Genomic DNA, 14382 nt, shown 5'->3' on the forward strand with positions numbered 1-14382 from the left:
CCCGAATGATGATGGCGTCCAGTCGCTTCGGCGACAACTACGCCCTTGCCGGCACCGCCGGCTTCTGGGTGAAGCGGTGTTGCCGACAAGAAAGGTTGCCGCTGAGCGATACTCAGCCGATGGCAGAAATCTCCTGCATTGCCTCATATGCCGAAAGCACGGTTTCCATCTGGGCGGTGTGTCCCGCGATGAAATCATCGCCATAGATGGTCTCGTCGGGATACTCCGTCACCAGCGTCAGCGGCGTGGTGTGGCGGTCGTCGACCGAACACAGGCAGGGGAAGCCGTTGATGATGCGGAATCCGGTTTCTCCGGCATGGACCTCGTAAAGCGCGATCTGGGCGTCATTGTAGGCAAGAAGTCCAGAGATCTTGCCCAGATGCGCGGTGACATGGTCAAGCATGCGTTCGGCGCGCGCTTCCCAGCCCGCGTGATAGCGCATGACCAGGAAAAAGCCCTTCGGCAGCGTCCACATGGCAAAGTTGCGCGGCACATAGCCTGACAAGGGCCGCGTCCACTCATGGCTCGGATAGCCGTGCAGGTTGACGTGCAGCTGAGCGTCGGTCAGGCGTTGGGCTTCGATGCGAATGGCTTTTTCGTGCAGCACACCGCCGGTGTTTTCCAGCGTGCGGTATTCGAGATCATCACCCATCGCCGTGTAGCGCGCGGCGTGATGCATGTGGCGCGGATTGTCGGCGCGCAACCTCTGATGCAGCGCATAGCCGTCCGGGTTTTCCATCGGGCAAACGGTAAAATGCGCGTTCTGTCGCCGTGCCAGAACCTTGGCCGCGCGCATGGCTCCGACGATGCCGGTGTTTTCATTGGCGTGCTGGCCACCGCTGATGATGACAGGCGCGTCGTTTCCCTTGACATAGCGACCAAGTACAGGCCGGCCCGAACGGCTCGCGGCCTCGAACGGTTGGCCGCCAATGGCGTCGAGTTCGGTGACGACCTGCGCGAAGAATGGCGGCTTGGCCATCGTGTCGAGGGCAACAACGGGACCATCGGCGATCTCAGACGACAACGGCCGCACGCTGACAGCGACAGCTGTTGCCTCGCCCTGGACAATCTCGGGCACGATCTGGCCGGGGCGCAGCCCACGGTCGCCGATTGGACGGCCGGATTTTTGCTGGAAAACCTCAAGCAACGAGAAATAAAAGTCCTCGTGCAGTGCCTCGCGCAGGCTGAGGACTTCGTCGCCATGGGCCAGTGGCTCGTCGGTCGAAGGAAGTGTCGCTCGAATGTTCAGCTCTTCGAAATACGGCTCGACCGTTCCCCAGTCGTGCGACTGGATGGCTGAAACTGTCTCGGCAAACAGCCGTTCATAATCCGTCTCCAGACGTTCGCCGGGGCCCGCACCGATGATGACCCACCCGGTCGGCGACACGATGGTTTCGCCGACGAAATCGACATGCACGCGATTGGGGGCGAAAACACTATGGCTTGCCGTGCTGCCGTCCGCGAGCGTGAGCGTCACACCATAGTGGAAGTCGTCGTCGGAGCGGGCCGCCAAAGATATCCTTATGTCCCCGGCCAGGGCGGCAAGCGGATAGGTTTCGAGGATGAAGCGGTTTTTGGGCGCCCGCTCATGGACGGGATAGGAGACCGCAATCTCAATCACGTCTGACAGGTCGACCTCTTCGAGGAAGTAGTGCAGCAGCGGCTTGTAGGCGGAGCGGATGCGGGCGTTGACACCGCTTTGCGCAAGCTTCTTTTCGGCAGCCACGCGGCTCGCGCGGTCGTCGAAGGTCCATACCTGCAGCGTCTGGTCCTCGCCTGCAGCGGTTTCCACGAGCTCATCCAGAGTGCGCCCGTAGGTCTTGTTGAAAATCGATGTCATCGTGATGTTCTGCCTGTCGGATCGAGGCTGTCGCGGAGCCAGTCGCCAAGAAGGTTGAGTCCGAGCACGGTCAGCAAAATGGCAAGGCCCGGAAAGACGCTGACCCACCACGCCAATTGCAAATAGGTGCGCCCGTCGGCCAGCATGCCGCCCCAGCTCGGGATGGTCGGGTCGACGCCAAGGCCAAGGAAGGTCAGGCTCGACTCGAGCAGGATGTTGGAGGCGACGTTGAGCGTCATCAGCACGATCACCGGCCCGATCAGGTTGGGCAGCAAGTGCTGGAAGATGATGCGCCAGTCGCGCACGCCGATAGCCCGCGCCGACAGGATGAATTCCCGTTCGCGCAATGTCAGCACCGATCCGCGCACGAGGCGGGCATATTGCACCCATTGCGACACGATCAGCAGGATGATCGTGTTGGTCAGGCTGCCGCCAACGATGGCAATGAATGTGATGGCCAGGAGAATAAAGGGCATTGCCAGCTGGATGTCGGCAAAGCGCATGACGATCATGTCCCAGAAGCCGCGATAGTAGCCGGCGATCAGGCCCATCAGCACGCCGATGACCAGGGCACCGACAACCGAAGTGAAGCCGACAAGCAACGAAATCTTGCCGCCCGCCACCACGCGCGCCAGCACGTCGCGTCCAAGCGGATCGGTACCGAGCGGATGGGTGGCATTGACGAAGGGCGGCGTCAGGCGGGCAAGCAGATCGACCTTGGCACCACCGTCGGGAAACAGCAGGTCGGAGAAGGCGACCGCAAGGCAGATCGTTGCGGTGAGGAAGGCGCCGAGGATGAATTCAAGGCTCATGAAACGCGACTGGCGCAGGGAGAATGTCTTGGAGGCCATCGTCGTCTACTCCGTACGAATGCGCGGATCGACCAGCCCATAAGCGATATCGACCAGAAGATTTACGCCGACGATCATCAGCGACAGCACGGTGATCACGCCCTGAAGCACGGGATAGTCGCGCGCGCCTACGGCGTCGAAGGCCAGCGTGCCCATGCCGGGCCAATTGAACACACGCTCCACCACGACGATGCCGCCGAGCAGCCCGCCGAATTGCAATCCGAAATAGGTGATGAGCGGAATGGCACAGTTGCGAAGCGCGTGCTTGTAGAGAACCTTGCTTTCGCTGAGCCCCTTGGCGCGCGCCACCATGATGTATTGCGATTGCAGCGTCTCGAGCATCGACGTGCGCACCAGCCGCACATTGGTGGCCGTCAGGATGACACCCATTGTCACGGCAGGCATGATGTAGGTCAAAGCACTGTCCATGCCGCTGGGCGGCAGCCAGCCGAGCGTGATGGCAAACAGCAGCACCAGCATCGTCGCCAGCCAGAAATTCGGAAACGACAGGCCGATCAGCGACAGGATGCGAATGATCTGATCCGCTGACTTGCCACGCGCCGTTGCCGCCTTGATGCCGAGCGGGATGGACAGCGCGATGGACACCACCATCGAGATCAGCGCCAAAAGCAATGTCGCCGGAAGCGCGGCGCCGATCAGTCCCGCAACCGGCGTGTTGCCAACAAAGCTGCGGCCGAAATCCAATGTCAGCAGCCCCTTCATGAAATCGAGATATTGCACGATGAAAGGCTTGTCGACGCCGAGGGCCTGACGGATACGAGCGAGGTCGTCTTCGGTCATGCTGCCGCCGCCCTGAAACATCGTGACGGCCGGGTCGCCGGTCAGGCGAATGGCGAAGGACACCAGGAGGGTAATGGCAATGACGACAAAAATCGCCTGCAACAGTCGCTTGATGAGGAAGCCGGCCAAGTGTTTTTCCCTAGTGCGTGACCTTGGTGGAAAAGCGCGCAACGCTGTTCGAACAAGATCAGGCGTCTTATCGTTGAACTAGAACGTAAGGGGATGCCGCCCGTGAAGGCGGCATCCCTTGATGTGGATTAGTTGACCGAGACTTCGTTGAGCTTCAGTCGGGTATCGGGCGCAGGAACGAAACCCTGCACGCGCTTGTTGATGCCGTAGATGGCATTCGAGTTGTAGAGCGGAAGCTCCAGAGCGCGATCCGCGGCATACTTCGCGATGTCCTTGAGGATGCGCTCGCGCTCTGCGCGGTCCGTCAGAGGACGCTGCGATTCAAGCAGCTTGTCCATTTCCGGATCGGAGTCGTAGGGGTTCCACTTTTCGCCCGAGTGGTACATCGAATACGCGGTGTTGTCGTAGTCGAAGGTCCAGCCACCCCACTTCTGCTGGAACATCGCACCGGTCTTGCCCTGTGGGATGATGTCGTTCAGCAGAACGTTGGTTTCGTAAGGCTTGATGGTTGCAGTGATGCCGACCATCTGCAGATAGCTGGCGATGACCTGCGCGACTTCGTTCATCGTCGCATCATTGCCGCGAATGTCGATCTGGACGGTTGCGCCAGGCTTCACCCCTGCTTCGGCCAACAGCGCCTTGGCACCTTCTGGGTCATAAGGCAGCGGCTTCATCTCCGGATCGTAGCCGAACGAGAGCGCGCCTTGGAAGCTGGCGATCTGGGATGCCTCGCCGGCGAGGATCGACGCGATGATGGTTGCCCGGTCCACGGCCATGATCAGCGCCTTGCGCACCTTTGGATCGGCCGTGATGCCGCTCTTGGTGTTGAAGCGCAATGCATCGACCGTTGGCCCAGGCACGGAAACAAGCTCAAGCTTTGAGTCGTTCTTGATGACATCGATCATGCCGATCGGAATGGTCGGCGGCAGGACGAGATCTACGCGGCCGGCCTGAAGCTCGGCCACGGCGGTCGAGGGCTCAGCGATGAAACGGAAGTCGAGTTCCGAAAGCTTCGGCGCGCCGCCCCAGTAATCAGGGTTGGCCGCGAGCTGGATGTTGACCTTGGGCGCATAGGAAACGAACTTGAACGCACCAGTGCCGACCGGATTGGCGTTGAAGAAGTCCTCGCCCTTTTCGGCGATGTACTTCGGCGGAACGATCATCGCTCCATAGCCTGCAAGCTTGGTCAGCAGCACGGGATCCGGTGCCTTCAGCTTCATGTCCACCGTGTTTTCGTCAATGATCTCGATGCTGTCGATCGAGACGTAGTTCGAGCGCTGGGGACCTTTCGCGCCCTGCTCGCCGAGCAGGCGTTCGAAGGTGAACTTCACGGCTTCGGCGTTGAACGGCTCGCCATTGTGGAAGGTCACGCCCTTGCGGAGGTGGAAGCGGATACGCTTGCCCTCGTCGAGTTCTTCCCAGGATTCAGCCAGGCCCGGAACCAGCTTCAGGTCGGGGCCGCGATAGGTCAGACCGTCGAAAATGTTGGTGGCTACGGCAGCCCACTGCACCAGGAAGGTATCGATGGGATCCCAGCTTCCCGGATCCTGCGGCGTAGAAACCGTAAGCTTGCCTTCGGCCATTGCCGGCAAGGCGATGAACGCCGTACCCGCCATGGCGAGCGCCATGTAAGCCGCTCTAATTCCAACTGTTTTCATTGGCATCTACTCCTCTTCAGATGTTGCTTTGTTGATTCAGTCAGGCGCTTCCGGCGACGAAGTGCCCGGGGCCGACTTCCTGGCGGGGCAGGATCGCCGGCTCGTTGCCAACGGCCCTGATCGGACTCGGGATATCGCCTTCCAGCATGACCGTACCGCGCTTGCGCGTCGGATCGGCGATCGGAACAGCCGAAAGAAGCTTGCGCGTATAGGCATGGGCGGGCCTCTCGAACACCTGCCGGCGGCTGCCCAGTTCCATGATCTGGCCCAGATACAGAACGGCAACGCGGTGGCTCATTTTTTCGACGACGGCCATGTCGTGGCTGATGAACAGATAGGCGAGGCCGCGTTCGGCCTGCAGGTCCATGAACAGGTTGATGATCTGCGCCTGGATTGAGACATCGAGAGCTGACAGCGCTTCGTCGGCTATGATGAGCTTGGGGTCGGAGGCCAGAGCACGCGCAATGCAGACGCGTTGGCGCTGGCCACCGGAAAATTCGTGTGGGTAACGTTCGGCATGCGCCGACGTCAGGCCGACACGCTCGAGCAGCCCGTGGACGCGCTTGCGGATCTCTGCGCTGCCAGAAATCAATCCATGGGTGCGAATTGGCTCGGCAATGGAAAAACCCACAGTCTTGCGCGGATCGAGCGAGGCAAAGGGATCCTGGAAGATGTACTGCACTTCCTGGAGCAGGCGATGCCGCTCGACGGCATTCATCTGCGCCAAAGATTTGCCGCCGAAGGTGATCTGGCCCGAGGTTGCCGTCTGCAACTGCTGGATGGCGCGGCCGATGGTGGATTTTCCGGAACCGGACTCACCTACAAGCGCCAGCGTCTCGCCCGGATGGATATCGAAACTCACCTGCTCCACCGCATGCACTCGGTGCGTCACTCCACCAAAAATGCCTTTTTTGACATTGAAGCGGACGACGAGGTCGCGAACCGATAGAAGCGGCGGGGCATCGTATTTCGGCGTATCCTGGATACGCTCGGTGCCGACCAGTTTGGGCTCACCATCTTCGAGAACGGTCAGCGGCATGCGTTTGGGGAAATCCTCACCTTCCAGGCTGCCAAGCTTGGGCACCGATCCAAGCAACATGCGCGTGTAGGGGTGCTGCGGATTTGCGAAGATCTCACGCACCGGCCCCTGCTCGACCTTCTTGCCTTTCCACATGACCACGACATCGTCGGCCATCTCGGCGACCACACCCATGTCATGGGTGATGAAAATCATCGCCATGCCGAGCTCTTTTTGCAGATCGCGCATGATGTTGAGGATCTGGGCCTGGATGGTCACGTCAAGCGCTGTCGTTGGCTCATCGGCGATCAACAGCTTGGGGCGGCAGGCGAGCGCCATGGCGATCATCACGCGTTGACGCATGCCGCCTGAAAGCTGGTGCGGATAACGGCCGAGCAGTTCGCCTGAATCCGGCAGACGCACCATGTCGAGCAGGCGCTTTGCCTCCGCAAGTGCCGCGTTCTTGCTCATCTTTTCGTGCAGTATCAGCACTTCGCTGATCTGGTCGCCGATCGTGAACACAGGATTGAGCGAGGTCATCGGCTCCTGGAAGATCATTGCGATCTCCTTGCCGCGAATGGAACGCATCTCCTTTTGCGATGCCTTCAGCAGGTCGAAGCTGCCCGTAGCCCCGTTGAACGTGATGCGTCCGGTCGGAAACTTCGCGCCCATGATGTCGGCGAGCCGCATCATCGAAAGTGAGGTGACTGACTTGCCCGAGCCGGATTCACCGACGATTGCCAGAGTTCTTCCCGGCGCGACCGAGAAATCCAGATTCTCGACAACACGCGCGTTGCCGAACGCAACGGAAAGATCCTCAACGGAAATGAGCGGGGTGACGGTGGCCTCGTTCAAGCGGAGTTCCTTACAATGTCGTTGCGGCACGCGCCGCTTGATTGAACGCGCCCGACATGAAGCGAAGGACGGCTGCGATTTCCGATAGTGTTTCTTCCGACGGACGCGCGTTCGCGGTCGAATCGACCAGAAGCCGTTCGCGAATCTGGGCATAGCGAGCGCAAGCTTCCGCGCCTTTTTCGGTAATCCGCACGGTCTTTTCCTTGGCCGCCTTGCCGGAAGCCAGCAGACCGGCAGCCTCGAGCTTGCGAATGGCATAGGTGACGATGTGCGTGTCTTCGATATCAAGCACGAGGCAGATGTCAGCGAGTTTCTTTTCGCGGCCGCGGTGACGGATGGAGTGCAGGATCAGCACTTCCAGGGCGGACAGGCCGGGCAGTCCGGCCGCCGACATGCAGCGTACCATCCAGCGGGAAAAGGCATGGCTTGCAAGGATCAGACCATATTCGACTTCGGAAAGGCCAGGCGAAGCGCCTTCGGCCAGATGCGCTGAAGACACGATCGGACCGATCGATGGAATAGGCTGAAGGTGCTTGGGCAGAGCCGTCTCGAGCTTCTCGAGCTCACCCGGTTCGCGCTTCTCTTTTGTGGCCATCAGAACCTGCCCCCATCTTGACGGACATATCGTCACCATTTTATCGATATTTTGTCAACGTTTGCTGGTTCATTTTTGAGCGTGCCTAAATAGGCGGCAGAAATTCGGGATATCGGGTATGAACGGACAAAATGGATCGTGGGATTTCTGGATCGACCGTGGAGGCACGTTCACCGACGTAGTCGGCAAGGATCCGCAGGGAAATCTGCATGCCCGCAAGGTTCTGTCGGAGAACCCGGACGCTTATCGTGACGCGGCCGTGCACGGCATCCGCCTGCATCTCGGCCTTGAAGCCGGCGATTCGATCCCGGCGGGGCTGATCCACGAAGTCCGTATGGGAACCACGGTTGCAACCAACGCGCTCCTGGAGCGCAAGGGCGAGCGGCTGGCGCTGGTGACCACGAAGGGTTTCCGTGACGCGCTGCGCATTGGATACCAGGAGCGCAAAGACATCTTCGATTCCGAAATCCTGAAGCCCGAAGCGCTGTACGACACGGTTGTCGAGTTGGATGAGCGGATTCTGGCGGATGGCCGCGTGGAAAAGGCGCTCGACGAGACGGTCGCAATCGCCGCTCTGAAAAGCCTGCGCGATCAAGGCTATGACTGCATCGCCATCGTTTTGATGCACGCCTACAAATTCCCGCAGCATGAACAGGTCCTTGCCCGGGCGGCCCGCGAGATCGGCTTTGCCCAGGTTTCCGTCAGCCATGAGGTTTCGCCGCTCGTAAAGTTCGTTGGCCGCGGCGACACGACAGTCGTCGACGCCTATCTGTCGCCAGTGCTGTCGCGTTATGTGGCGCAGGTATCGCGCGAACTCGATGTCGAGCGCACCGGCGCGCGCGTCATGTTCATGATGTCATCGGGCGGTCTGACCGCCGCCAATCTGTTCCAGGGCAAGGATGCCATTCTGTCGGGTCCTGCCGGCGGCGTCGTAGGTCTGGCACGCACAGGCGCGTCAGCCGGTTTCCCTCAAGTCATCGGCTTCGACATGGGTGGCACCTCCACCGACGTTGCCCATTTCGATGGCGAGTATGAACGCGCGTTCGAGACACAGGTCGCTGGCGTGCGGGTGCGCGCGCCGATGATGCTCATTCATACTGTTGCTGCGGGCGGTGGCTCCATTCTCCACGCCGATGGCGGCCGTTTCAGAGTCGGACCGGACTCCGCGGGCGCCAATCCTGGCCCCGCCTGCTATCGCAACGGCGGTCCGCTGGCGGTGACCGATGCAAACGTCATGCTAGGCAAGCTTATCCCGGACTATTTTCCGGCGCTTTTCGGGCCACAGCAGAACGAGCGGCTCGATGTAGCGACAGTTCGCTCGCATTTCACCCAGGTCGCTGAAGAGCTTGGCGACGGGCGCACGCCGGAAGACGTAGCAGACGGCTTCATCAGGATAGCGGTCGCCAACATGGTCGAGGCGATCAAGAAGATCTCCGTCCAGCGCGGCTATGACGTGACGCGTTATGCACTTAACTGCTTCGGTGGCGCCGGTGGCCAGCATGCATGCCTGGTCGCCGATGCACTTGGCATGAAAAGCATCCTGCTGCATCCGATGTCGGGCCTGCTGTCAGCCTACGGCATGGGACTGGCCGACATCAGGGCCACGCGCCAGAAGGCGCTCGGCGTCGACCTTAATGCGGCGGCACCAGCTGCCTTGCTCGATCTGGGGCTTGAACTGCAGCGCGACTGTCTTGCCAATCTTGCCGCGCAAGGCATTGCCGAAAACGCTGCAAAGACCTTCCTTCGCGCCCACGTCCGCTATGCCGGCACCGATACGGCAATCGCTGTCGAGGCAACATTCCCGAACCTCGATACGCCGGAACGCCTGCGTGCCGAATTCGAGCAACTTCATAAGAGCCGCTTCGGCTTCATCGACACCACGAAGTCGCTGGTCATCGAGGCAGTGGAAGTCGAATCGGTCGGCGGCAGTGGTGCAGAAATCGACTTTTCACAAAGCGCCTTGAATGAGATCGAGATCGCGCCGGCACGCCGCACGCGATTCTTCTCACAAGGCACATTCCACGACGCGGGCGTTGTGTTGCGTTCGGAAATGGGTGTTGGAAACCGTGTCACCGGCCCGGCGATCATCATCGAAAGCAACCAGACCATCGTTGTCGAGGATGGCTGGCAAGCACAGTTGACAGCCAAGAACCATATCGTGCTCCAACGAATCGTGCCGCTTCCCGCGACCATGGCTATTGGAACGGCCGCAGACCCCGTCATGCTGGAGATTTTCAACAATCTCTTCATGTCGATTGCCGAGCAGATGGGCGTGACCCTGCAAAACACCGCCTATTCGGTCAACATCAAGGAGCGTCTCGACTTTTCCTGCGCTGTCTTTGACGCCAGCGGCAATCTGGTCGCCAATGCTCCTCACATGCCGGTGCATCTCGGTTCGATGGATGCATCGATCGCAACGGCAATCCGTGAAAATCCGGTCATCCATCCCGGCGACGTGTTTCTGTTGAATGCGCCCTACAATGGCGGAACCCACCTGCCCGATCTCACCGTCTGCACGCCGGTGTTCAACACGGACGGCAAGACAATCCGCTTCTGGGTCGCCAGTCGCGGCCATCATGCCGATATCGGAGGAATCGCACCGGGTTCGATGTCGCCGCTCGCGACCACGATCGAGCAGGAAGGCGTCTACATCGACAATTTCAAGCTGCTGGATCGGGGCATCTTCCGTGAAAAGGAACTTACGAGCCTGCTTACCGGCGGCGCATATCCAGTGCGCAACGTCACGCAGAACATCAACGACCTGAAGGCACAGGTCGCGGCGAACGAAAAGGGTGTCGCCGAACTGAACAAGATGCTCGCGCAGTTCGGCGAGGAAGTTGTCGAAGCCTATATGGGGCATGTCCAGGACAATGCCGCCGAAAGTGTGCGGCTGGTACTCGACCGGCTGCCGAACGGCTCGTTCAGCTACGAGATGGACCAGGGCTGCAAGATCGAGGTGAAAATCACCATCGATCGCCAAAAGCGTGAGGCCACAGTCGATTTCACCGGCACCTCGGACCAACGCGGCGACAATTTCAACGCTCCCGAGCCGGTGACGCGCGCGGCAGTACTCTACGTCTTCCGTGTGCTCGTTGCGGGCAACATTCCCATGAACGCGGGCTGCCTCCGCCCGATCCGGCTGATCGTTCCGGCAGGCTCGATGCTGTCACCGCGCTATCCGGCCGCCGTGGTCGCGGGCAATGTCGAAGTCAGCCAGGCGGTGACGAACTGCCTGTTCGGCGCGACCCGCGCAATGGCAGCCGCGCAAGGGACGATGAACAACCTGACCTTCGGCGACGACGAGTATCAGTATTACGAGACGATTTGTTCCGGCGCGCCAGCGGGTCCGGGCTTCAACGGTGCCGACGCGGTCCACACCCACATGACCAATTCGCGCCTGACCGATCCGGAAATCCTGGAGACACGTTTTCCAGTGGTGCTGGAAGATTTCCATATCCGAAAGGGCTCGGGCGGAAAGGGCGAATTCTCGGCCGGCGACGGCACGCTGCGCACGATCCGCGCCAGCAAGAGGCTCGACGTTGCGATCCTGAGCGGCCATCGCCGCATACCGCCGTTCGGACTTGATGGTGGCGCGCCAGGTGAATGCGGATCGAACACCGTGCGTCGCATCGATGGCAGTATCGAAACGCTTGGCGGCTGTGACCAGACTGTGTTGCAGCCGGGCGAGACGATTACCATCAGCACGCCAACCGGCGGTGGCTATGGAAAACCTAAGAACTAAAGCAGTCGTGAAAGCACCTGCTGGCAGGCGCAGGTAACCGAAGCGACCTGCAAAGCTGGCCCCGCCAATGTACCTGCGTCCTTGAACGGCGCAGGCGCATGGCTCTCAGCTATTCGGAAGTCCTGAAGACCTCTCTCACTGTCTTGATCGCCCCGGCATCGTTGACCCTGTAGCCGGGCAATTGCGAGATCGCCGCGTGAAACTCATCGCCGCGCATGATCGAAAGCACACGCTTGACCGCGTCAACCTCGAGGATTTCCTTTCGGCAGACAAAGAAATAGTCCTCCGTGACCAGCCGTACGAAGTCGAGATCGAACTGCCGGGCCGCGGCCTCCACGCCGAACGCGACATCGGCCATGCCGCTGGCCACATAGGCCGCGACCGCCGCATGGGTGAACTCGGCATGTTCGTAGCCGTTGATGCGTGAGCTATCGATGTGATGCTGGGCCAGGAGCTGGCCCAGCAGCATACGTGTTCCGGAATCAGGATCGCGATTGACGAAACGAATCTCCGGATCGAGCAAACGGTCCAGAGACGTGATGCCGAGCGGGTTGCCGCGCGCCACCATCAGCCCCATCTCGCGCGTTACGAAGCCGATCACCCGATGGGCGCTTGGTGTCAGCCAGCCTTTGCTGGCGGCGATGCTGCGCTTGCGCAATTCGCCTTGGGGCAGATGCATGCCGGCAAGGTCGCAGCCATCATGGGCCAGCGAGGCTAGCGAGTTCTGGTTGCTGACATAGCGGAAATCGACGCCAATATCAGGCTCGCGGCTGAGCAATTCGCGCAACTTGGGCACGGCAAAGCCATGGCTGGCGTGGACCCTGAGGATCAATGGACCATGCGGCAGCAACTGATTGATCTCGGTTTCCAGTTCCTGCGACAGGTTCTGCAGCAGAGGCCCAAGCCGCGCCTCCAGCCGCTGCCCCGCCCACACCAGCTTGTCGCCGAAAGGTGTCAGGCTCGTGCCGCTGCCTTGCTTGCGCACCACAAGCGGCGTCTCGAAAAATGCCGACCACTTTTCGATCAGGTTCCATGCGTGGCGGTACGAAAAGCCCGCAAGATCGGCAGCTTTGGTGATCTTTCCACTTGCGCGTATCTCAGCCAGAAATCCGAGCATGAGCTGCAAGGATTGTGAATCCTCGCTGCGCCTGAAGCGCCAGACTGGATCGATCTCGATGCGGATCATTACGCGCCTCCCTGCTGCTGACCCCACAAGATATGAAACTCAATTCATATCAAGCGGAACATCACACTGGCATGCGAGATCATGTATCAGGGGGCAGATATAGGCAACAAATATCCTATTCCCACGGGGAAATAACTTTCCTACGCTGATTGCAGTCTCCACCACATGCCAAAGGGAACGGCGGTGGCCTGGAGATATATGAACTGCAATTCATATACGGAGGAAACCCATGGCGTATGCTTTTTCCGACTGGACACAGAAGCTGCTTATCGATGGTCGTCGCGTCGATGCTTTGTCCGGTCGCACTTTCGATACGCTTGACCCGTCCACAGGCGAAGTCATCGCCAAGATAGCCGAGGCCGATGCAGCCGATGTCGACGCCGCCGTGCGTTCCGCCCGCGCTGCCTTCGAAGGTGATTGGGGACGCATGCGCGCCAGCGAGCGTGGCCTGCTCTTGCTCAAGCTCGCAGAATTGATCCGCCAGAACGAAGACGAACTGGTCAACCTGGAAAGCCTCGACAGCGGCAAGCCGGTTTCAGCTATCCGCCGCCAGGACCTGCCGGCTGTCATCGATACTCTGGTCTACTACGCCGGCATGGCCGACAAAATAAACGGCCAGGTCATCCCCGCCCGCCAGGACGCGCTGACCTACACCGTACGTGAGCCGCTCGGTGTCGTCGGCGCCATCATCCCATGGAACTTTCCGCTGATGATCGGCATGTGGAAGATCGCGCCCGCGCTGGCTTGCGGCTGTACAGTGGTACTGAAGCCAGCGGAAATCACCCCGCTGACGGCGCTGCGGATAGGTGAACTGGCCCTCGAAGCCGGTTTCCCCGCCGGCACGCTCAATGTCGTTCCGGGCTTCGGCAAGATCGCCGGCCAGGCGATCGTCGACCACCCGGACATCGACAAGGTCACGTTCACAGGCTCGCCGGTGGTTGGACGGCAGATTTTGCGCGGTGCTGCCGGCAATCTGAAGCGCGTGACGCTGGAACTCGGCGGCAAATCGGCCAACATCATCTTCCCCGATGCCGACCTGGACGCCGCCGTGAAGGCAGCCGGTGCCGGCATCTTCTTCAACACCGGCCAGGTCTGCTCTGCGGGTTCGCGAATCCTTGCCCATGAATCCGTCTATGACGAGGTCGTCGAGCGCCTAGCGGCACGTGCGAACTCGACCCGCATAGGCGATCCGCGCGAAACCTCGACGGCCATGGGTCCGCTGGTTTCGGAAGTCCAGATGAAGCGCGTGCTCGACTATATTGAGATCGGCAGACAAGAAGGCGCCACCCTGGTCACCGGCGGCAGTCGCCATGGCGACGTCGGTTACTATGTTCAGCCGACAGTCTTTGCCGGCGTCGAACATGAGATGCGTATTTCGCAGGAAGAAATCTTCGGCCCAGTTGCCACCGTCATCAAGTTCAAGGACGACGAGGATGCACTGCGCATTGCCAACGGCACGGTCTACAGCCTCGCTGCAGGCGTGTGGACCGCAGATATCGGCCGCGCCCACCGCTTCACGCGGCGGCTGAAGGCGGGCACCGTGTGGGTCAACACATACGGCCCGACGGATATCAGATTGCCCTGGGGCGGCGCCCGCGACTCCGGTTTCGGCCGCGAGCACGGCGATATGGCTATCGAGAATTTCACCGAGCCAAAGGTCGTGTGGATCAACACCGGCCGTTGAAAACACACCCCGCCTGAGGGGAA

9 protein-coding genes are annotated in these 14382 nt (G+C 60.4%); 2 read left to right on the plus strand and 7 right to left on the minus strand.

All coding sequences use genetic code 11. The features are described from left to right. Nucleotides 1–112 precede the first annotated feature (112 nt). The 6 genes from C8K44_RS13195 to C8K44_RS13220 form a co-directional block, all read right to left on the minus strand. Nucleotides 113–1840: a M14 family metallopeptidase gene (locus C8K44_RS13195; RefSeq protein ID WP_109576260.1), complete on the minus strand. Its 1728-nt coding sequence runs from the start codon at nucleotides 1838–1840 to the stop codon at nucleotides 113–115. After that, the gene (locus C8K44_RS13200) at nucleotides 1837–2691 is read right to left on the minus strand and encodes an ABC transporter permease (protein ID WP_109576261.1); all 855 of its coding nucleotides are present in this window, start codon (nucleotides 2689–2691) and stop codon (nucleotides 1837–1839) included. Before C8K44_RS13200 ends, C8K44_RS13195 begins: the two co-directional genes overlap by 4 nt. 6 nt (nucleotides 2692–2697) lie before the next feature. Further along, complete coding sequence (locus tag C8K44_RS13205) at nucleotides 2698–3621, minus strand: ABC transporter permease (protein ID WP_109576262.1); 924 nt, start codon at nucleotides 3619–3621, stop codon at nucleotides 2698–2700. Between the two features lie 128 nt (nucleotides 3622–3749). Further along, nucleotides 3750–5285, minus strand: a complete 1536-nt coding sequence (locus tag C8K44_RS13210; RefSeq protein ID WP_109576263.1) for an ABC transporter substrate-binding protein — start codon at nucleotides 5283–5285, stop codon at nucleotides 3750–3752. A gap of 34 nt (nucleotides 5286–5319) precedes the next feature. Further along, nucleotides 5320–7152, minus strand: coding sequence for an ABC transporter ATP-binding protein (locus tag C8K44_RS13215; protein ID WP_109576264.1), 1833 nt, complete (start codon nucleotides 7150–7152; stop codon nucleotides 5320–5322). Nucleotides 7153–7162: 10 nt separating this feature from the next. Continuing rightward, a complete protein-coding gene (locus C8K44_RS13220; RefSeq protein ID WP_109576265.1) occupies nucleotides 7163–7747 on the minus strand; it encodes a winged helix DNA-binding protein in 585 nt (194 codons plus the stop codon). Between the two features lie 118 nt (nucleotides 7748–7865). Between C8K44_RS13220 and C8K44_RS13225 the strand changes: the two genes are divergently transcribed. Continuing rightward, complete coding sequence (locus C8K44_RS13225) at nucleotides 7866–11489, plus strand: hydantoinase B/oxoprolinase family protein (protein ID WP_109576266.1); 3624 nt, start codon at nucleotides 7866–7868, stop codon at nucleotides 11487–11489. A 109-nt stretch (nucleotides 11490–11598) separates the two neighbouring features. Here C8K44_RS13225 and C8K44_RS13230 read toward each other — a convergent pair whose 3' ends face one another. After that, complete coding sequence (locus C8K44_RS13230) at nucleotides 11599–12675, minus strand: substrate-binding domain-containing protein (RefSeq protein ID WP_109576267.1); 1077 nt, start codon at nucleotides 12673–12675, stop codon at nucleotides 11599–11601. Between the two features lie 229 nt (nucleotides 12676–12904). Between C8K44_RS13230 and C8K44_RS13235 the strand changes: the two genes are divergently transcribed. After that, nucleotides 12905–14359 (plus strand): aldehyde dehydrogenase family protein, encoded by a 1455-nt coding sequence (locus C8K44_RS13235; RefSeq protein ID WP_109576268.1) that lies wholly within the window; start codon nucleotides 12905–12907, stop codon nucleotides 14357–14359. The last annotated feature ends 23 nt before the right edge of the window (nucleotides 14360–14382 follow it).

The organism is Aminobacter sp. AP02, from assembly GCF_003148805.1.
Classification (GTDB): Bacteria; Pseudomonadota; Alphaproteobacteria; order Rhizobiales; family Rhizobiaceae; genus Aminobacter.